Annotated in this window: 22 protein-coding genes and 1 other RNA gene; 15 read left to right on the top strand and 8 right to left on the bottom strand. The window is 47.0% G+C overall.

What is annotated here, in order from left to right:
* From cbiB to ruvX, 9 genes are all read left to right on the top strand, one after another.
* Positions 1–789: adenosylcobinamide-phosphate synthase CbiB (gene cbiB / locus AB5H98_RS08090; protein ID WP_367925408.1), on the top strand; the 789-nt coding region annotated here is incomplete at its 5' end.
* Between the two features lie 4 nt (positions 790–793).
* Positions 794–1,852, top strand: a complete 1,059-nt coding sequence (cobD, locus tag AB5H98_RS08095) for a threonine-phosphate decarboxylase CobD (protein WP_367925409.1) — start codon at positions 794–796, stop codon at positions 1,850–1,852.
* On the top strand, positions 1,853–3,277 hold the full coding sequence (locus AB5H98_RS08100; protein WP_367925410.1) for a cobyric acid synthase: 1,425 nt from the start codon (positions 1,853–1,855) through the stop codon (positions 3,275–3,277).
* Positions 3,278–3,335: 58 nt separating this feature from the next.
* Positions 3,336–4,010, top strand: a complete 675-nt coding sequence (locus tag AB5H98_RS08105) for a precorrin-8X methylmutase (RefSeq protein ID WP_367925411.1) — start codon at positions 3,336–3,338, stop codon at positions 4,008–4,010.
* A gap of 25 nt (positions 4,011–4,035) precedes the next feature.
* Positions 4,036–4,998, top strand: coding sequence for an ABC transporter substrate-binding protein (locus tag AB5H98_RS08110; RefSeq protein ID WP_367925412.1), 963 nt, complete (start codon positions 4,036–4,038; stop codon positions 4,996–4,998).
* On the top strand, positions 4,985–5,983 hold the full coding sequence (locus AB5H98_RS08115; RefSeq protein WP_367925413.1) for a FecCD family ABC transporter permease: 999 nt from the start codon (positions 4,985–4,987) through the stop codon (positions 5,981–5,983). Before AB5H98_RS08110 ends, AB5H98_RS08115 begins: the two co-directional genes overlap by 14 nt.
* Positions 5,980–6,735 carry an ABC transporter ATP-binding protein gene (locus tag AB5H98_RS08120; RefSeq protein WP_367925414.1) on the top strand — a complete coding sequence of 252 codons (756 nt, stop codon included), beginning with the start codon at positions 5,980–5,982 and terminating at the stop codon, positions 6,733–6,735. Before AB5H98_RS08115 ends, AB5H98_RS08120 begins: the two co-directional genes overlap by 4 nt.
* A 14-nt stretch (positions 6,736–6,749) precedes the next feature.
* On the top strand, positions 6,750–8,246 hold the full coding sequence (cobA, locus tag AB5H98_RS08125; RefSeq protein ID WP_367925415.1) for a uroporphyrinogen-III C-methyltransferase: 1,497 nt from the start codon (positions 6,750–6,752) through the stop codon (positions 8,244–8,246).
* Between the two features lie 24 nt (positions 8,247–8,270).
* A complete protein-coding gene (gene ruvX, locus AB5H98_RS08130) occupies positions 8,271–8,702 on the top strand; it encodes a Holliday junction resolvase RuvX (RefSeq protein WP_367925416.1) in 432 nt (143 codons plus the stop codon).
* A gap of 46 nt (positions 8,703–8,748) precedes the next feature.
* Here ruvX and AB5H98_RS08135 read toward each other — a convergent pair whose 3' ends face one another.
* The 3 genes from AB5H98_RS08135 to AB5H98_RS08145 are packed head-to-tail and all read right to left on the bottom strand — an operon-like array spanning position 8,749 to position 11,518.
* The gene (locus AB5H98_RS08135; RefSeq protein ID WP_367925417.1) at positions 8,749–9,159 is read right to left on the bottom strand and encodes a DUF3842 family protein; all 411 of its coding nucleotides are present in this window, start codon (positions 9,157–9,159) and stop codon (positions 8,749–8,751) included.
* A 15-nt stretch (positions 9,160–9,174) separates the two neighbouring features.
* Positions 9,175–10,716: a cardiolipin synthase gene (gene cls, locus AB5H98_RS08140; protein WP_367925418.1), complete on the bottom strand. Its 1,542-nt coding sequence runs from the start codon at positions 10,714–10,716 to the stop codon at positions 9,175–9,177.
* 25 nt (positions 10,717–10,741) lie between these two features.
* Complete coding sequence (locus AB5H98_RS08145) at positions 10,742–11,518, bottom strand: peptidylprolyl isomerase (protein ID WP_367925419.1); 777 nt, start codon at positions 11,516–11,518, stop codon at positions 10,742–10,744.
* Between the two features lie 187 nt (positions 11,519–11,705).
* Here AB5H98_RS08145 and AB5H98_RS08150 point away from each other — a divergent pair, with 187 nt between their 5' ends.
* The 3 genes from AB5H98_RS08150 (at position 11,706) to AB5H98_RS08160 (ending at position 12,775) form a co-directional block, all read left to right on the top strand.
* On the top strand, positions 11,706–12,011 hold the full coding sequence (locus AB5H98_RS08150) for a DUF1292 domain-containing protein (protein ID WP_367925420.1): 306 nt from the start codon (positions 11,706–11,708) through the stop codon (positions 12,009–12,011).
* 19 nt (positions 12,012–12,030) lie between these two features.
* A non-coding RNA gene (ssrS, locus tag AB5H98_RS08155) (6S RNA) lies at positions 12,031–12,231 on the top strand.
* 223 nt (positions 12,232–12,454) lie between these two features.
* Positions 12,455–12,775 (top strand): hypothetical protein, encoded by a 321-nt coding sequence (locus tag AB5H98_RS08160; RefSeq protein ID WP_367925421.1) that lies wholly within the window; start codon positions 12,455–12,457, stop codon positions 12,773–12,775.
* Between the two features lie 112 nt (positions 12,776–12,887).
* Here AB5H98_RS08160 and AB5H98_RS08165 read toward each other — a convergent pair whose 3' ends face one another.
* The 3 genes from AB5H98_RS08165 to AB5H98_RS08175 form a co-directional block, all read right to left on the bottom strand.
* A complete protein-coding gene (locus AB5H98_RS08165) occupies positions 12,888–13,520 on the bottom strand; it encodes a lactate utilization protein (protein ID WP_367925422.1) in 633 nt (210 codons plus the stop codon).
* Between the two features lie 110 nt (positions 13,521–13,630).
* Complete coding sequence (locus AB5H98_RS08170) at positions 13,631–14,269, bottom strand: HAD family hydrolase (protein ID WP_367925423.1); 639 nt, start codon at positions 14,267–14,269, stop codon at positions 13,631–13,633.
* Positions 14,266–14,775: a QueT transporter family protein gene (locus tag AB5H98_RS08175; protein WP_367925424.1), complete on the bottom strand. Its 510-nt coding sequence runs from the start codon at positions 14,773–14,775 to the stop codon at positions 14,266–14,268. Before AB5H98_RS08175 ends, AB5H98_RS08170 begins: the two co-directional genes overlap by 4 nt.
* Before the next feature lie 217 nt (positions 14,776–14,992).
* Between AB5H98_RS08175 and AB5H98_RS08180 the strand changes: the two genes are divergently transcribed.
* Positions 14,993–15,679 (top strand): AzlC family ABC transporter permease, encoded by a 687-nt coding sequence (locus AB5H98_RS08180; RefSeq protein ID WP_367925425.1) that lies wholly within the window; start codon positions 14,993–14,995, stop codon positions 15,677–15,679.
* Positions 15,676–16,011 carry a branched-chain amino acid transporter permease gene (locus tag AB5H98_RS08185; protein ID WP_367925426.1) on the top strand — a complete coding sequence of 112 codons (336 nt, stop codon included), beginning with the start codon at positions 15,676–15,678 and terminating at the stop codon, positions 16,009–16,011. Before AB5H98_RS08180 ends, AB5H98_RS08185 begins: the two co-directional genes overlap by 4 nt.
* A gap of 31 nt (positions 16,012–16,042) precedes the next feature.
* Here AB5H98_RS08185 and AB5H98_RS08190 read toward each other — a convergent pair whose 3' ends face one another.
* Positions 16,043–17,203, bottom strand: coding sequence for a DUF2812 domain-containing protein (locus AB5H98_RS08190; RefSeq protein ID WP_367925427.1), 1,161 nt, complete (start codon positions 17,201–17,203; stop codon positions 16,043–16,045).
* Complete coding sequence (locus AB5H98_RS08195; protein WP_367925428.1) at positions 17,200–17,511, bottom strand: PadR family transcriptional regulator; 312 nt, start codon at positions 17,509–17,511, stop codon at positions 17,200–17,202. Before AB5H98_RS08195 ends, AB5H98_RS08190 begins: the two co-directional genes overlap by 4 nt.
* A 234-nt stretch (positions 17,512–17,745) precedes the next feature.
* Between AB5H98_RS08195 and AB5H98_RS08200 the strand changes: the two genes are divergently transcribed.
* The coding region (locus tag AB5H98_RS08200; RefSeq protein ID WP_367925429.1) for a leucine-rich repeat protein at positions 17,746–18,928 on the top strand (1,183 nt) is incomplete at its 3' end.

An 18,928-nucleotide genomic window follows, 5' to 3' on the forward strand; every position in this document is an offset into this window, starting at 1 on the left:
GTGCTTCCGCTTGGTAGCTTAGCGCTGACAGTATTGGCTCTTTGGATTTGTGGCCTTATACATCCGATTTTGGGCTTTGCCCTTCAAGTGTTTTGGTGTTGGCAGGCATTGGCAATGCGTGGTTTGCGGGATGAAAGTCTCAATGTTTACAAAACGCTTAGAGATGGCAGTTTGTCCGATGCGCGAATGGCGGTATCCCGAATTGTGGGAAGGAATACGCAGAATTTGGACGCTGCGGGAGTGATTAAGGCGGCTGTGGAAACAGTAGCAGAGAATTTTTCCGATGGAGTAGTTGCGCCGGCTTTTTATATGTTGCTGGGCGGTGCACCGCTTGCTTTGTGGTATAAAGCCATCAATACCATGGATAGTATGGTGGGCTATAAAAACGACCGATATTTGTTTTTTGGTCGTGCGGCGGCAAAGTTGGACGATGCGGTTAATTTTATACCTTCCCGTTTGGCAGCACTTTTTTTGATTGCATCTGCCCAAATTACCGGGCAAGACGCGCGAAAGGCGTGGAAAATTTGGCGCAGAGACAGACATAACCACGCAAGCCCTAACTCCGCTCAGACAGAGGCTGTTATGGCCGGTGCGCTGGGGGTGCAATTGGCGGGACCGGCCTACTATTTTGGAAAAAGATACGATAAGCCTACCATCGGGGATGCTTTGCGACCGGTAGAACCCGAGGATATTCAACGCGCAAACCGAATGTTATATGTGGCTGGAACACTGTGCCTTATGTGTTTTATTGGTTTGCGAGTAGGACTTTGTTTTTGGATTGGGTGGTGAAAAGATGGGTGCAAATTTGGTGCACGGAGGAGACTGGGCGGGTTTCTTGCGGGAATATGGGAAAATGCCGTTGGATTTTTCGGCAAACGTCAGTCCGTTAGGGCTTCCGGAGGGAGTTCGCCGGGCAATTCAAGATTCTCTGGACGATGCAGATCGGTATCCGGATCCGCTTTGTAGAAGACTGCGGCAAAAATTATCGGCGTTTTTAGAGGTTCCTATGGAGAACATTCTTTGCGGAAACGGTGCGGCAGATTTGATTTTTCGGCTGGTAGCTGCCGTTCGGCCGCAACGTGCGCTTGTAACGGCACCCACTTTTTCTGAGTATGAACAAGCTCTCAAATTGGCAAATTGTGAGGTTGATTCTTTCCTTCTTTGTCCGGAAAACGATTTTTCCATTTCGTCAGCGATTCTTGAAAAAATTCAACCTGGTTTGGACGTACTGTTTCTGTGTGAACCAAACAATCCTACGGGACGTACTACCTCTCGGGAACTTTTGATGTGCATTTTGGAAAAATGCAAGTTCTGTGGAACAATGCTGGTTGTGGATGAATGTTTTAACGATTTTCTTGATTGTCCACTTGAGCATACATTGCAGGATGCTTTGCCTTCGTTTAAAAATTTGATTATTTTACGTGCTTTTACAAAGTGGTATGCCATGGCCGGAATTCGTTTGGGATATGCGCTTTGCTCGAATGAAGAAGTTCTGGAACGCATGCGGCAAAGTGGACAGCCTTGGGCGGTTTCCACCTTAGCTCAGGCAGCAGGATCCGCTGCACTGGATGAGAAAGAATACAGCGAGCGATTGCGCCAATTAGTGGCTGAACAAAGACCGGCACTTATGGATGGCTTGAGAGCCTTGGGCTGCCGGGTGATACCCGGCCAAGCCAATTATCTTTTGTTTTATCATCCCAATTTACAACTGGCAGAACGGCTGCGCCAACGGGGTGTTTTGGTTCGTATGTGCAAAAATTATCCGGGCTTAGGAGATGGTTGGTACCGTGTGGCGGTACGAACAAAAAATGAGAATCATATGTTTTTGCAAATTTTAAAGGAGGTTTTGTAGGTGGCACGTTGCATCATGGTGCAGGGAACAATGTCCGGGGCCGGAAAAAGTTTGCTTGTTACGGCATTGTGCCGCATTTTTCGACAAGACGGTTGGCGGGTGGCTCCCTTTAAAAGCCAAAATATGGCACTTAATAGTTATATCACCAAAGATGGCTTGGAAATGGGACGCGCACAAGTGGCACAGGCAGAAGCTGCGGGCCTTGATGCGGATGTACGGATGAATCCGGTCTTACTTAAGCCCAGCAGCGATACGGGAAGCCAGTTGATTGTCTGCGGAAAGGTTCGCGGTCAGTATTGTGCGTCGGAATACTATAAAATGAAACAGACGCTTATTCCGGAGGTACTGCGGGCGTACCATAGTCTTGCTCAAGAAAATGATATTTTGGTTATTGAAGGCGCGGGCAGCCCAGCAGAAATCAATTTGCGTGACGGAGATTTTGTTAACATGGGTCTTGCAGAAATGGTGGATGCGCCGGTGATTCTGGTGGGAGATATCGACCGGGGTGGTGTGTTTGCCCAGTTGTATGGCACGGTAGCATTGTTAGCGCCCGAGGAGCGAAAACGTATTGTTGGAACGGTTATTAATAAATTTCGCGGCGATGTGGAACTTTTAAGGCCCGGTTTGTCTATGCTGGAAGAAAAAACAGGTGTGCCGGTGCTCGGGGTGGTACCATATACACAGGTTGACATTGACGATGAGGATAGTTTGTCTCCTCGTCTGGGACACACATATTCAAGCCGAGCGTTGGATATAGCGGTAATTCGGTTGCCACATATTTCAAATTTTACTGATTTTTCTCCGCTGGAAATGAATCCAGCTTTGGGAGTGCGTTATGTAGAAAGCGTAAAAACCTTGGGAGCGCCGGATATGGTAATGCTTCCTGGGACAAAGAGTACGATGGCCGATTTAGCGTGGATGCGACAGAACGGTTTGGAGGCCGCGTTGAAAAAACTAGTGGCAAAGGGAATTCCTTTGATGGGAATTTGTGGAGGCTACCAGATGTTAGGTGAGCGCCTGGAAGATCCGGACGGTGTAGAACAGACCGGAGTAATGAGAGGAATGGGTCTTTTGCCGTGTGTCACTCGGTTTTCAAAGCAGAAAATACGTACCCGGGTGACCGCCCGTGTTTGTTCAGATCCGTTTAATGGTGCAGAACTAGAAGGATACGAAATTCATATGGGACACACCCAAAATGAAGGAGCCAGCCCATTTTGTTTGTTCCCGGATGGGACTCAAGAGGGGGCGGTGAAAGGATCTGTATTTGGAACTTATTTGCATGGGTTGTTTGATTCAGGAGAGCTTACTGAGAAAATGGCTGAATGGTTGCTCGATCGAAAGGGTGTTTCTTTTGCACATTCGGTTGTCCGCAATTACGCACGAGCAATACGATTTGTTGGCAGATGCAGTGCGCAGTTCTCTTGACATCCACGCATTGTATCAAGCAATGAAGATATAAATACATCAGAAAGGAGGCAAAAATGTGAACGAAAAGCACACATTGCCGGCAGATATTGAGCGGACCAGCATGAAAATCATTGAGAATGAGCTGCGACAACGTGGAATTGTATTGGATGTTCAAAATGCGGCAGTGGTTCGTCGTGTCATACATACGACAGCCGATTTCGACTATGCACAAAACTTGAAATTTACGCCCAATGCTGTCTCGTTGGGGGTCAAAGCGTTTTCCCAAGGAACAGATGTTGTGACCGATACCAATATGGCGCGTGCGGGAATTAGCAAGCCGAGCTTGAAAAAATTGGGCGGACAAGCATATTGTTTTATGGAAGATATAGATGTTGCGGCTGCCGCTCGAGAGCAAGGGACTACGCGGGCAGACGCGTCTATGCAGAAAGCGGCAGCTCAATATCCGAAGGCGATTCTGGCGATAGGAAATTCACCTACAGCATTATTACGGCTGGAGGCTTTGATCGACGCTGGCCTTCGTCCACCTTTGGTTATTGCGGTGCCGGTAGGTTTTGTAAATGTGGAAGAGAGTAAAGAACGCATTTTTTCCGTTTGTACAAAAAAGGAAATTCCGGTGATTGTGGCGATGGGGAGAAAGGGCGGAAGCAATGTGGCAGCGGCTATTTGCAATGCCCTTTTGTATACAGCGTGTGATGCCTTGGATCCAGCTCAACGTGGGTGGCAAGGTTAATTTTGATAGGAAAGGAATCAGACCAATGAAGAAAATGCTTTTTCCATTGTTTATGGCGATTGTCGTTGTGTTTACCGCCTGCACTCCATCCGTAAACAGCGAACCTTCCAGTTCGACGGCAGAAAATAGTACGCAGACGGCGGTTACTTTTACCGATGCACTGGGACGGACCGTTACTGTGGATTCACCAAAACGCGTAGCGACACTCATTGGAAGTTTTGCCGATGTTTGGTGTTTGGCAGGCGGAAAAGATACGCTGGTGGCTTCTGCAGATGACACTTGGACACAGTTTGATTTGGACCTTCCGGAATCCGTAGTGAATTTGGGTGGTGTCAGCGAACCAAGTGCAGAAACTCTTCTGGCAGCACAGCCGGATTTTGTAATTGGAAGCACAAAGACAGAAGCAGATGTAGAACTGATGTCTGTGATGGAAAATGCAGGAATTCCAATTGCTTATTTTGATGTGAGCAGCTTTTCTGATTATTTGGATATGCTGGACATTTGCACCCAGATCACAGGCTGTTCTGAACGATACGAAGAATACGGACTCAAAGTGCAGGAACAGGTGGATGCGGCCATTGCCAGTTCCCAAGGTAAACAGGGACCAACAGTACTGTATTTGCGTGCTACGGGTAGCAGTTGTAAAGTGAAAAACAGCCAGAATACCGTACTTGGAGAAATGTTGGCAGATTTGGGCTGTACCAATATTGCAGATGGGGACGATGCTTTGTTAGAGAATCTTTCCATGGAAGCGATTTTGCAGGCAGATCCGGAGTGTATTTTTATTGTTTTGCAAGGCAGTAATCAGGAAAAGGCCCGGCAAACATTGGAAAAAGCCGTTCTTTCAAATCCAGCGTGGCAACAATTGCGTGCAGTGCAGAATGAAAAGTGTTATTATATGGATCAGCAGCTTTATAATGTGAAACCGAACGCACGCTGGGGTGAGGCATATGAGAATTTGGCGGAAATTTTATATGGGCAGGAATAAATCTTCAGATGTCACAAAGCGCTTTTTTCTCTTGACGCTGGCAGTGATTGGGGCCACGTTGTTGAGCCTTTGTTTAGGGGCAGCTTCACTTTCTATCGGAGAACTTTTTTCTATTCTGCAAGGGAAAGGCGAGGCAACGGCATCCTCCATTCTTTTGTATGTTCGCATACCGCGCACGGTGGGATGTCTTTTAGCTGGTGCGGCCTTGGCCGTTTCGGGTGCAATGATTCAGACGGTGCTAGCCAATCCTTTGGCTGCGCCAAACATTATTGGCGTTAATTCCGGTGCGGGACTGGGGGTAGCTATTTGCTGTGCCCTATTCCCGACGGCTGTAAATATTGTTCCTGCCGCGGCTTTTTTGGGAGCTTTTGCGGGGGTACTGTTGGTGCTTTTTATTGCGGAAAAGGCAGGCGCGTCCCGCATCACATTGGTGTTAGCGGGTATGGCTATTTCCGGTATGTTTAGCGCGGGAATCGATGCGGTTCTTACAATTGTCCCTGACTCTCTGATAGGATATTCGGACTTTCGAATTGGCGGTATGGCCAACGTGTCTATGGAACGCGTTGTATCGGCAGCCGGCTTGATCATTATTTGTCTGGTACTGTCTTTTGTTCTTGGCAATGAGATGGATGTATTGGCACTGGGGTCTGACACAGCGCAGAGTCTCGGTTTGCGCGTTCGTCGTGTGAGAGTACTCCTTTTGGCATTGGCTGCGGCTTTGGCTGGTGCGGCGGTAAGCTTTGCGGGACTTTTAGGGTTTGTTGGCCTGGTAGTTCCCCATATGGTACGCCGTATGGTAGGCAGCACAAGTCGCAGGCTGATTGCCGGATGTGCATTGGGTGGCGCTGCGGTTTTAACACTGTGCGATGTGGGGGCGCGGGTATTGTTTGCGCCATACGAATTGCCGGTGGGAATCGTTTTGTCTCTTGCGGGCGGCCCATTTTTCCTCTGGCTGTTGTTTCAAAGAAAGGAGGCACATCCATGATCGAATTGATCGAACTGGATGCGGGATATCGTGGGAGAGCGGTGCTCCAAAAAGTAAATCTCAGTTTTCCAGAGGGATATGTAACTGTTTTGCTGGGCCCAAACGGATGTGGAAAAAGTACTCTTTTAAAAACAGCACTCGGATTGTTGCCCTCATTGGGCGGTGAGATAAAATACGATGGGACGCCGCTGTCAACGCTGACACCGGTGGAGATTGCCCGCCGAGCGGCTTACATGGCGCAAAGCCGAGGAGTCCCCAGTATTGAAGTGGAGCGAATGGTGCTTCATGGCCGGTTCCCTTATTTGTCGTTCCCACGGAGATATCGAAAGAGCGATTACGAAGTTGTGCACAGCGCACTGGAACAGGCAGATGCGCTGGAATTGATAGGCTCACGGATGGAAGAACTGAGCGGCGGTCAGCGGCAAAAGGTTTACCTTGCCATGGCGCTTGCACAGCAGACCAATGCAATTTTTATGGATGAGCCTACAACTTGGCTGGATGTACGTCATCAAATCGAAGTAATGCGTACTGCTCGCAGCTTGGCACAAGCAGGAAAAGCCGTCGTACTGGTAAGTCATGACCTTTGCCTTGCATTGCGAACGGCAGACAGAGTTGCACTTTTGGCGGATGGAAAACTCGTTCAGCTAGCAACGCCGGATGAGATTTACAAAAGCGGTGTTTTGGATACGATTTTTGGAGTACATGTTGGGCGTGTTTCAGTAGATGGAGAGTGGCAGTATTTTTGCGGATGAAAGAGGGGATTGGTATGGAAAAAAGAGGCCAGGTATATCTGGTGGGCGCTGGTTGCGGCAGTGCGGATTTAATCACTTTGCGAGGTCTGCGGTTGCTTCAGACTTGTGATGCGGTGGTATATGATGATTTGATTGATTTGTCCTTGCTGGAATATGCCCCATCCGCGGAACTTTACGCAGCCGGAAAACGTTGTGGAAAGCATTCGATGCCTCAGCCGGAAATCAATGCCCTGCTGATACGCCTTGGAAACGAAGGAAAAACAGTAGTGCGTTTGAAAGGCGGAGATCCCTTTGTATTCGGCCGGGGCGGAGAAGAATTTTTAGCTCTGCAAGAGGAGGGAATCCCTTGCGAAGTGGTTCCGGGAATTTCTTCGTGCATTGCTGTTCCGCAAGCAGCCGGAATTCCGGTGACCCATCGTGGCCTCAGCCGTAGTTTTCATGTAATCACTGGACACACGGCACAAAAAGGAGATGCGCTGCCTGAGTCGATAGATACATTGGCAGCATTGCAGGGGACGCTTGTCTTTTTAATGGGTTTAAATCAATTGGAGAACATTACATCACGCTTGATAAAAGCAGGACGTTCAGTCGATACTCCTGCCGCGGTGATTTCAGGCGGCAATTCTCCACATCCGGCCACTGTGCACGGTACGCTGGAAAATATCGTTGAAAGAACACAGCAAGCAAAGATGCAGGCTCCTGCAGTAATTGTAATCGGGGATACTGCTGCATTGAAATTTTGTGATGTAGACAATCGACCATTGAAGCAGGTTCGAGTGGGACTGGTGGGAACTTCTGCGTTCACCACCCGGTTGGCCGAGAAGCTTTCTCTGCTGGGGGCACATCCGGTGTCACTCATGACGGGGCGTATAGAACCTCTGATGCAGGAAATCGAAGTTGATCTTTTGACAGAAAAGGCGTGTTGGATAGTGTTGACCAGCCGAAATGGGGTAAAATGCTTTTTTGATTGTCTTCAAAAAAGCAAAATTGATTTGCGCCGTTTGCATCAGTGCCGGTTTGCGGCGATTGGTCCTGCTACAGAGCAGGCATTGTGGGAAAGGGGAATCAAAGCGGATTTGGTAGCGCATCCCGCAACAGGCCAAGCGTTGGCATCGCAGTTGGCTGAGCAGGCAAGCAAAGAAGAAAAAATCTTTTTGTTTCGATCTGCCAGCAGCAGTCCGCAGGTACGCGATATTTTGGAACAGCAAGGATTTGAAGTCAGTGAATATCGTTTGTATCGCACAGTATTTACTGCCAATCAGCGAGAGTGTGAGGTGGATTATTTGGCATTTGCCAGTGCGGAGGGAGTTAGAGCGTGGTTCTCAACGTGTGGTGCGCCGAGAAAAGAAACCACGTGTGTATGCATTGGTCCGGTGACGGCTGCAGCATTGTCAGAATTATCGGATCAGCCTTTTCTGATGGCCGATGACATTTCTGCAAGCGGAGTGGCAGCGTGCATTTTGCAGGCGCATAAGACTTGCAAAACCGGGCAGGTCCTGTATAATGAATAAAGAATAAATCGTTGGAGTGAGTATATGAAAATCATGGCCGTTGATTACGGGGATGCACGCACAGGGTTGGCCGTGTGTGACCGCACGGAGTTTCTGGCAAGCCCGGTAGGAACGATAGAAGAAAAAAGTTTTGCAAAGGTAGCAGAAAAAATCGTCTATGCCAGTCGGGAATTTGAAGCAGGGATGATTGTAATTGGTCTGCCACGGAATATGGATGGCAGCGAGGGACCTCGTGCGCAGAAATGCCGTAAGTTGGCGGATACATTGAAAGCCATTGTTCCCATTCCTGTGGAGTTATGGGATGAGCGCAGTACAACGGTTACGGCTGCCAGTATTTTAACGGAGAACGGCACGTTTGGAAAAAAACGCAAACAGGTGTTGGATTCTGTTGCCGCCGTTGTGATATTAGAAAGTTATATGGCGTATCGGCATAATTTGCAAAAAAATCAGTCATAAAGGAAGAAAGCCCGAACATGTTTATTTCATGTCCGGGCTTTTTTATTTACTTTAATAAATTTAAAATCAGAGTAACGGCGTCGGCAATGTATGCGGCAAGCGGTTTTTCTGGAAGACCTGCAATCCAAGCTCCGCATTTGGAAACGGGAATCAGCACCTTTTGAGCACGGCTTTCGGCTACTGCGCAGGCAATGGCCGGACTGCATTCACCAAGCATGCTGTTGGCCATTACCAATCCAATAGGACCGGCGAGAATGTCTGCACGGGCAGCATTGACCAATGCAGCGTTTTCACCAGTAGCGCCCGCCGTAGCCCCAGCCTTTAACATAGCGCTGGTAGCCGTTGAATTGGTACCCACCGCAATGATTTCTTCCTGAATACCGGCCGCTCGCAGAGAGGTGATGAGAGCGCGTCCAAATCCGCCGCCTTGTCCGTCAATTACAACGATTCGTTTCATATTTTTGTCCTCACTTTACATCAGCGGCGCAAACAACCGCAGAAAAATTTGTGCTACCCATTTGTACAAAGGCGCATTTTGTGCTTCGCGCAAACTGACTTCATGGCATTGCGCCATGGTTTGCAAAAAGTCTTCTTTGACATCATGTGGGATGTGTCCGCCGTAGAATGCGCAACAATTTTCAAAGTGTAGATATAAACTTCGATAATCCATGTTGGCGCTTCCGACAATGGCCAATTTGTCATCGCTTAAATACATTTTGGCATGAATAAAGCCGGGAGTGTATTCATAAATTCGTACGCCCGCTTTCAAGAGTGTGGCATAATAACTTTGAGTGACATAATAAACGTACCATTTATCCGGGATGCCTGGTGTAATGATGCGAATGTCAATGCCGCTTTTGGCAGCAAGACATAGAGAAGTAACCATTTCGTTGTCCAAAATCAGATAAGGTGTAGTCAGATATACATAATCTTTTGCTTGCTGTAAAACATTCAGATAAGCGTTTTCCGAAATGTTTTCTCCATCCAGAGGAGAGTCGCAGTAAGGTTGTACAAAACCTTCTTCGTTTATAAAACGGTTGCACGGAAGATAGTCTTTGAAGTTGGTGTCTGTTCCAGCTACAAAGTCCCACATTCGCAAAAATGTCAAGGATAGAGAATAGACCGCTGGTCCTTTCAGCATAAAAGCTGTATCTTTCCAATATCCAAACCGCTGTTTGCGATTGATGTATTCGTCAGCAAAATTCAATCCACCAGAAAACCCGATCTCTCCGTCAATCACCGCAATTTTTCGGTGGTCCCGGTTATTGAGCATCTTATAGTCTGTGAGATGCCACGAGAAGTGCAGCGCATTAAAAGAATAGCATTTAATGCCAAAGGCCCGCAGTTGTTCGTCATAATCGAGAGGAAGGGTAAACATGCTGCCTACACCGTCGTAGATGATTCGAATATCCAGCCCTTGACGTGCTTTCTCTTTTAAAATGGAAAGCGTTTGATTCCACATTTCGCCTTCCTCAATGATAAAATACTCCATAAACACGGAACGGCGCGCCTTTTTTAATTCTTGTATGAAAACAGGAAAAAAATCTTCTCCTGTGGGGAAATAGCGGCTTTGAGTCGCTTGATAAACTGGAGAGGCCGCGTATGTGGACAGATAGTCTACACAACGCTCAAGTCCTCGGTCAAACTGCTTTAATGCGCGCGTGGCCTGGCTGTCTGGATGAATGGCTGCCGCCGCTTTGTGCTCAATATCGACAAATTGAGCCGCCTTTTTAGGTCGAATGCCGCGGGAACCCAGAAGCATGTAAAAGACGGCTCCCGAGAGTGGCATGGCGATAATCAGCAACAGCCACATGAGTTTGTATGCCGGGTTGATATCGGCGTATTCTAAAATGGGGAGCATGACCAAAACGCTCAAAATTGTTAACAACAGATAAACGACCGATCCTACGCGACTGAATTCCAGCAGTAGCCCCACCAAAAGAGTCAGTTGCAAAAGAATCAGTATCATAAAGAGAAATGTGCGTGAGGTCAAAAATTTTAAAAGCTTTTTCACAGAAAAATCCTTTCAAAAGTATGCATCAAGACGCAGAGGACTGTGCGTTGCCTGAGGTTGAAGAAGTATCAGAAGCGGGGTTGATTGCCCCGTAAGTGGTGATTGTAACACTGTTTAGTGTGATGTTTTCTAAAGGACGGCCATTTTCATCGCATTCCGCTTGGGCAATGGCATCCACTACATCCATTCCATCGTATACCTGTCCAAAAACAGTATCCTGTCCATCCAGGTATGGGGCACCGCCGGCGCTTTTGTATGTGTCCACAACTTCTTGACGGACACCAGCCTGTAAAAGCTCATCAGCGGTGTTTTTGTTTATGGAGTCCTCCGGAGTTTGAACAATGTAAAACTGGCTCAAATTCCCTACGGAGCCATCGGCAGCTCGTGCGAGTGCCACGGCTCCAGAGTAGTGATGCAGTTGATCACTCAGTTCGTTTGGATACGAGTTATTGTTCCAGATACTGGCGCCGCCACTCCCGGTTTGGGTGGCATCCCCCGTTTGAATGATGAAATCAGCGACTACTCGATGAAAAAGATTGCCGTTGTAATATCCCTGTTGCGCAAGCCCCACAAAATTTTCTACTGCCATAGGAGCGTATTCTGGAAATAAGACGATTGAAATATCCCCCATGCTGGTGGAAAGAATGGCTACTTGCGCGTCTGAAGAAGGTTCTGCAAACTGTGTTTCGCTGCTTTCAATCGCTTTTCGGCTACTGCCGGCAAAACCAGTCTGATCACTGCAGCCAGTCAGACCCAAAATGGTAGCTACGACGCATAACAATGAAAAAATACGTCTCAACAAATAAAGTCACCGTCCTTCGTAAAAAGGAATATTCTCTTTTAGTATAGCATATTTTATAGGATGGAAATAGAATTTGTGAAAGATTTTCACAAGCCATTTTTTGTGTTCATTGCTTGACGCAGACACTGTGATTAGGTAAAATAAGGACAAGGAAAAGATCTACGGCTTAGCCGTTAAAGGAGAAACAATGGAGAATCAGGAAGAATTGGATTATACCCCCGATTTGATTACTTTGCAGGACGAGGCCGGCGTAGAGCACGAATGCGAAGTGATTGATGTGGCCGATTACAATGGTGAACATTATTTGGCGGTTGTTCCTTATGTGGCCGATCCAGAAAAAATGCTGGAAGAGGATGCGCAGGTAGTTATTATGCGCACCGTGGAAGAAAACGGAGAAGAATTCCTCGATATTGTGGACGACGATGAAGAGTTGGCTGCTGTCAGCCAAGTATTTGCCGCACGTCTTGAGGAGTTATACGACATCGAGCTGTAAAAAGCTCATGGCAGTGCCAACTAGCCTGCCCTGTACGATTTGTTGTGCTCATATATAATCCTACTAACCAATTAACGGGAGCCCGGAGTCCTCAAGGGAATCGCAGACCTCCCGCCCGGTTTCGACCGTAAGCGGAGGAAGGGAGCGTGAAACTTGGGCAGGGCACCCACCTGCCATTACGGTAGGTTTTGGTGTGCACAGACGGCAGGGTGGGTTTGTTTTTATGATGCAAAATAACGATATAGTTGCAAAATTGTGTTTTGCGTGTAAAAAGACTACCATAAGTTTTAAACAGTAGGTTTTGGTATGAATGAAAAGATACCAGCCTACTGTTTTTTGGTACTGAAAGGTAGGATGGTGTCAAAAAAGAATGGTGTTTGAATAAGGCTTTTTTCACTTCACGAATTTTTGCTGTTTTTGACATATCAAAAGGAGAACAAATCATGACTGAAAAAATGGATATTATTAAGAAGGCGTACAACGCTGCTACGCATAATTTTGATGCGGCTGTAAATGCAAGCACTCCGATTCTGTGTGGTTGTTTCCATTGCAAGCGCATTTTCAAAAGTGACCGCATCGGCAGTACGGATTTCATAGAAGAAAAATCCGGTGGGAATACCGTCGTATGTCCTTTCTGTGGGATTGACTCCGTCATCGTTGAGTCTGATGACATTAAGGTCACCAAAGAGCTGGTCCTTGAACTCAACAACTACGCTTTCCATGAAGATGACGAATTCTCGGACGAAGTGACCATTTGCTTTTGAGGGCCTTTCAGATTTCCAATGCTGAAATCGGGTAACATTCGAGAATAAGAACAAAAAAGCGGGGCTGCTAAAACAGCCCCGCTTTGTGTATATTCTCATTTTAAATGTGCAATCAGTAACCAAGCGGTTCTTGTACGAGAATTACTTTGATACGCCCTGCATTGCGTTGAAACCGCTGAACCATATAAGTGCAGCAGATGCGCTCCGGACTGTGACAGTTTTCGCATTTACCAGTGGAAACACAAGGTGTTTTTCGCAAAAGGCGATTGGCGTTAGCGGGTGCGGCTACTGTTTCTAGGCGGTTTTGAGCCTCATTCAAATCTCGCACAAGCTTATTGGAACCAACGACAAGAATGACGCTGGAAGGGCCATAAGCGATGGCCGCAATTCGATTCCCGTTCCCATCTACATTGAAAATTTCTCCGGCTTCTGTAATGGCATTTGCTGAGGCAAGGTAACAGTCTGCGGAAAATGAGCGGCGTTGAATTTCCTCACGATCCACATCTGGTGCATAGCGGTCCCAAAATTGGTAATCTCCTTTGCGTAAAAACTCCAATACACCGCATTCATCCAGACTAACGCTACCGCCCGCCGCCACGGTAGCATTTAGGGGAATTAAATCTTTTAGCAGGGGAACGACTTCCTGCCGAGTTTTGACGCAGTAGCTTTTTATGTTGTTTTTTTCAAGAGCCTTTGCTACGCGCTCCATTCGCTTCCATACAATTTCTTCCAAATACGAGTCCATAAACAATCCCCTCCTTTTCCTTAGTATAACATAGAACTTCTTTTTCGTGACGAAAAATCTGCATGTTTATAAAAAAGAGCACCGCCAAAGATCAGGCGGTGCAGTGCATTTTAAAGATAAGAAAAAATCTGGTCCAGACCGTTTACCACCGGAAAACCGGTAGCTGCCAGAACGTCGGCAGGCTGATGCCCGCCAGAATACAACACACAACGTATCTCTAATGCCTGCGCAACTTCGCAGTCGTGCACACTATCTCCCACCATAAGCACCGTAGAAGGATCCGTATGATTCGCTTTCATCCAGGCAAGTCCAATGTCTACTTTGCTGTGAGCGTAAACGTTGTTTAAGCCCAAAAGAGCATCGAAATAAGAAGTCAGACCATAAAAATCGACTTGATTTTCAAGAGCGCTTTGCTCTGAAGCCGATAAAATAAACTGGTGAATCCCCATTTCACGCAAGCCTTTTAGAACGGATTCTGCTTCTGGCTGCAAAGGGCAGCTCTTACATTGAGAAGCATACAGTACTGCATATTCCTGTGCAAGTTGTGCATAAGGATGGCGGGAAAAATCAAATCCGGCATCTTGATAATACTGTTCAATGGGAAAACGGAACACCTTTCGGTAGGCATTGATATCCCCTACCGGAGAGTATCCATGTCGTTTTAACTGGTGATTCAGAAGTTCGCAGCACAGCGAAACATCATTCATCAATGTGCCGTTCCAATCCCATAAAACAGTTGTTGTTTTCATTTTGTGGCCTCTATCCAACCGCAAAGTTGCGGGGTTCTTTCAATTGTTTTTACCAGAAGAAGTCCCAGAATTCCACAACTCACAACTTCTCCTAAACCAACGGTTACCATATTGAATAATAAGACGGGAACGCTGGCGGTTTCCGGCATAAAGATATATGTAATCTCGGCACCAACAATCACAGCGTTAAATAAGATAGGGGGAAGGCAGGAAAGTACGGGAAGTCCTTTGAAGCGGATTCGCCGAAGTTGATAAGTACAAATTGCTGCCAAAAAGGTAGCAAGTGTCCCAAACAACATATCCCAAGGACTCATGCTAAACATATTGCTCAAAAAGCAACCGAGAGTAACCGCCCAGATGGCATCCGGTGTAAATACAGGAAGCAAAGTGAGCGCTTCGCTAACTCGGACCTGAATGGGTCCATAGGAAAATGGCTGAAGCACAAGACAAAGCACAACGTAAATGCCGGCAATCAGCGCGGCGCGGACAATTCGGGTAGTTTTCATAATTCACTTTCCGCCTCCCGTAAAACGGCGCACGAGAGACTTTGCGGCAAAATTTTAGCCCGCACGGTGCCGCCACGCCGTGGGGATGGTCCGCATGTTTTATGCGGAGGGCACAAAATGCTAAGTTGCCCTGCGGTCAAGACCGCTTTGACAGTATAGCACGTTTTTTTGCTTTATGCTATACTTTCACTGATTCTTGTAAAAAAGGGTGGAAATTTTGGATATAAAAACGTTGCGAATTGCATTTCCGCACACCATCCCAGTTTTGACCGGATATTTTTTTCTGGGATTTGCCTATGGCCTTCTTATGCACGGAGCAGGATATCCCTTTTGGTTGGCGGTATTATGCAGTTTGGTGGTGTACGCTGGAGCCGCTCAGTACGCTGCTGTTCCTCTTTTGGGTGTATTCGATCCGGCAGGAACATTTCTTTTGACGCTGATGCTAAATGCACGTCATATATTTTATGGTTTGTCTATGTTGGAAAAGTATCGGAATACAGGAAAAATAAAATCATATTTGATTTTTTCGCTGACGGATGAGACGTATTCTATTTTGGTATCTGTGCAGCCGCCAAAAGGTGTGGACACACGTCGATTTTATTTGGCGGTATCTGCACTCAATCAGATTTATTGGGTGGTGGCCACTGCGGCTGGAGCATTGCTTGGAGCTGCAATGCCTTTTGATACAACCGGTGTAGAGTTTGTGATGACAGCGTTATTTGTGACTCTATTTGTGGAACAATGGCTTCAAACAAAGCAGCACCGACCGGCGCTGATTGGCCTTGGAAGCTCATTGATATGTCTGTGGATATTCGGACAAAATTTCATCGTGCCGGCGATGGTACTCATCACCGTGCTTTTGCTGTCCCAGCAAAGTCGATTGGAAAGAGAGGGAACAGCATGAGTGCAACATTGACGCAGCAAGTTGTTTTGGTGGCCGTGCTGGCGGTGGCAACTGCGCTTACACGTTTTCTCCCGTTTTGGCTGTTTCCAGCAGGAAAACCAATTCCCCGAGTGATTTCCTATCTTGGAAAAACACTACCGGGCGCGGTCATGGGGCTTTTGGTGATTTACTGCCTGAAAGATGTGCAATGGACAGCGCCGTCACATGGAGCGCCGGAGCTTTTGGCCGTAATTGCGGTGGTGTTATTACATTGGTATAAGCGCAATACACTCTTGTCCATCGGCGGGGGAACGGTGCTCTACATGGTTTTGGTGCAGTGGATTTTTACATAGAAAAAGAGGCGCTCAATCAGCGCCTCTTTTTCTATGCGGTTGTCAGGATTTGCTGAGCCAGATTCAAAACTTCCTGGGCGCTGGCCTGATAGCCTAGGTATTGCACAAACAAAATGCGTCGCCCCTTACAAACACAGAGTTCCACCATCCCGTGCCGGCTGTCGTCTATCAATGCATAATCAAGGCCCGATACCTCGATGGGGGTAAGGGTTCCCAGAGACCAGTATTTGGACATGGCCTGCGTCACCAAACTGGGATCCAAGGGTCCGGAGAGTCGTAAGTAATGCTGAAAAAGCCAGGGGGAGTTTCCGTCACCGTCGCTGAGCTGCGTATTGTCCAACTGCAAAGAAGCTATAGGAATGTTTATTACGTCGGTTTGGCCGCTTTCTACTCCTAATTTGCTGCGTCCTTGAAAAATGGTAACATCCGGCTCCAGTTGTTCTAAATGCAACAAATACTGTCCATCTGGTTCTTGTCCCAAGGGAACGGATCTTGGCATTAGGCAAAAGAGTGTCATCCCAAGCGCCAAAAAAACACCGATATAGACAGCGGACATACTGTGCTGCAAAATGAGAAAACGCTTTAGAGAAGGGGAGCGAACATTCTCGCTTCGGATTTGACGCAAATAACGTGAAAATCCGTACAAAGCGATTGCGGCGTGATTTACCTTTAGAATGATTAACAAAAGCAGCAGAAGCGGAAGTACAAAACCGCATTGAGCAAAAAACAATGCGACAGTTTCTGCTGCGGTCAAGTCGTCATGAAAACCGCGCATAACAAAAAAATTGAACCAAGCGAGCAGACACCAAAAGATGACCTCTAAGGCGGTCCACAGCAATTCACTGCGCAAACTTTTTTTTACAGGAACCAGTGTTTGGCTTTGCCATTGAGGATCTGTGTGAAGTTCGACAGCGGTCTCGGGAGCACAATACAGATGAAAATAATCGGCTTTACATACGAATTTCCATCCGCAACTTTCATAAAATTGGCGCTGAGCCTCTTCTGGTTCGCTGTTTCGTCTGTGGGCTGCATCCAGACGGTATATAAGATTCGAAGGAGTGCCTTTGGAAAACCGAGTCAACCACGTCCCGTATTTGTCTATCAATAGGCCGCGACGCGCCATAGCGGAGTAGTATTCTTGTTGTTGTACAACCGCCCAACCCGGCAAAGAGAATCGATAAAGATGATTCATAAACATTCCACCTGCGCTTTCCTTCCGTCGTCAACCAATGTTTGCAGCCGCTGGTATTCTTGTTTCAAGGCATCGCGCCCAAGATCTGTCAAAGAGTATGTTTTTCGGCGTTCATCCTGCTGTTCCAATCTAATATATCCTTCTTTTTCCATTTTCCCCAAAAGTCCATATAAAGTGCCCGGTCCCATGGAGATTCGGCCCATGCTTACCTCACTAACTCGTTGCATCAATCGGTATCCATGCGCAGGATGGATAAGTGAAAGAAGAAGATAGTACATGGCTTCGGTCATAGGTGTATTTTGAGACATAGCAAATTCTCCCGCACTATATCGTGATGCGATATACTCTTTAATTTCATTATAAAAAATGTGATAAACCCTGTCAATTAGAAAAGATGAGTACTTGGATACACATGTGAAAAAATTCCAAATCCTGCAAATTGGTTGAATCCCATGATGGACTTATATTATAATGAAACCAATCGTGGCACTTTTAGGTGCTTTTTGTAAAAGCAAAGGTAATTACACACAGGAGGATCCATTGTGAAGTTATTTGGAAAACGTTTTTGGGCGAGTGCGCTGAGCGTGTTGATGATGATTTCAATCATCCCCGTACAAGCATTTGCTGTAGACGATTCGACCGCAGTCTCTTCTTCGGTGGCGTCGCAGAGCGTCGCGTCTTCCGAAAATGTGGAGATCGAGCAGCCGGAATCGAATCTTTCGGAGCAGACGTCTCCGGAAGTTTCAATTGGCTTAACAGGTATCAGTTTGAATCAAACACAAGTAAGTGTACAAGAAGGCGAGCTTGTTCAACTGACGATTACGTATGAGCCGGAGAATGTGACAGGAATCAGTGCACCGGTTTGGTCCAGCAGTACGCCAGAAGTGGCATCTGTGGATGAGAACGGTGTAGTGAGTGCATTGGCACAGGGAACGACAACGATTACGGCAACGGTGGACGGCTTTTCCTCTTCTTGCCAAGTGACCGTAGAGTCTTTGCCGGAATTTGTGGTGGAAAATGGTGTTTTGATTGCATACAATGGTTCGGCATCCGAGATGGTTGTTCCGGACGGTGTGGTCGAAATTGCTGATGAATTTTTGAAAGATAATGAAACGTTAGAAAAATTAATTTTGCCGGACGGGCTTGTAAAAATTGGCGCGAAGGCTTTTTCCGGCTGCAAAAATTTAAAAGAAATTCAATTTCCTAACACACTAGAAGAGATCGGTGATGAGGCTTTTTCGGGCTGCCAGCAATTGAGTGCGGCAGAACTGAGCGAAAAGGTAAGCGTAATTGGAACAGGTGTTTTCCAGAATTGCGCGGAGAACTTTGTGCTGACTGCACCGGATGGAAGTGCGGCCGCAGCATATGCACAGGAAAATGGATTGGGCGAAGATCTGGTGAAGCCAGAGGACCCCTCCTCTATGGATGATACTGTACCCTCTCAGAGCGCGAATGCTTCTTCTCAGGAGAATGCGTCTTCGCAAGCAGGTGGCTCGGAAGAACAGGATATTTTGAATGTGCCTCAAGACGGATGGTACACTGATGCCGATGGGAATACATATTATTATGTCGGCGGAGTACCAGTAAAAGGAATTTTGATGATTGGTGATAAGGGTTATGGCTTTTCATCAGAAGGAATCAAAGTAGAGAGCGGCTGGATAAGCTGGAACGGGAAGTACTACTGGGCGCAGGCAAGTAAGGACGGAGAGCTGGCTCGCGATGAAG

The organism is uncultured Ruthenibacterium sp. (genome assembly GCF_963558415.1).
Taxonomy (GTDB): Bacteria; Bacillota; Clostridia; order Oscillospirales; family Ruminococcaceae; genus Ruthenibacterium.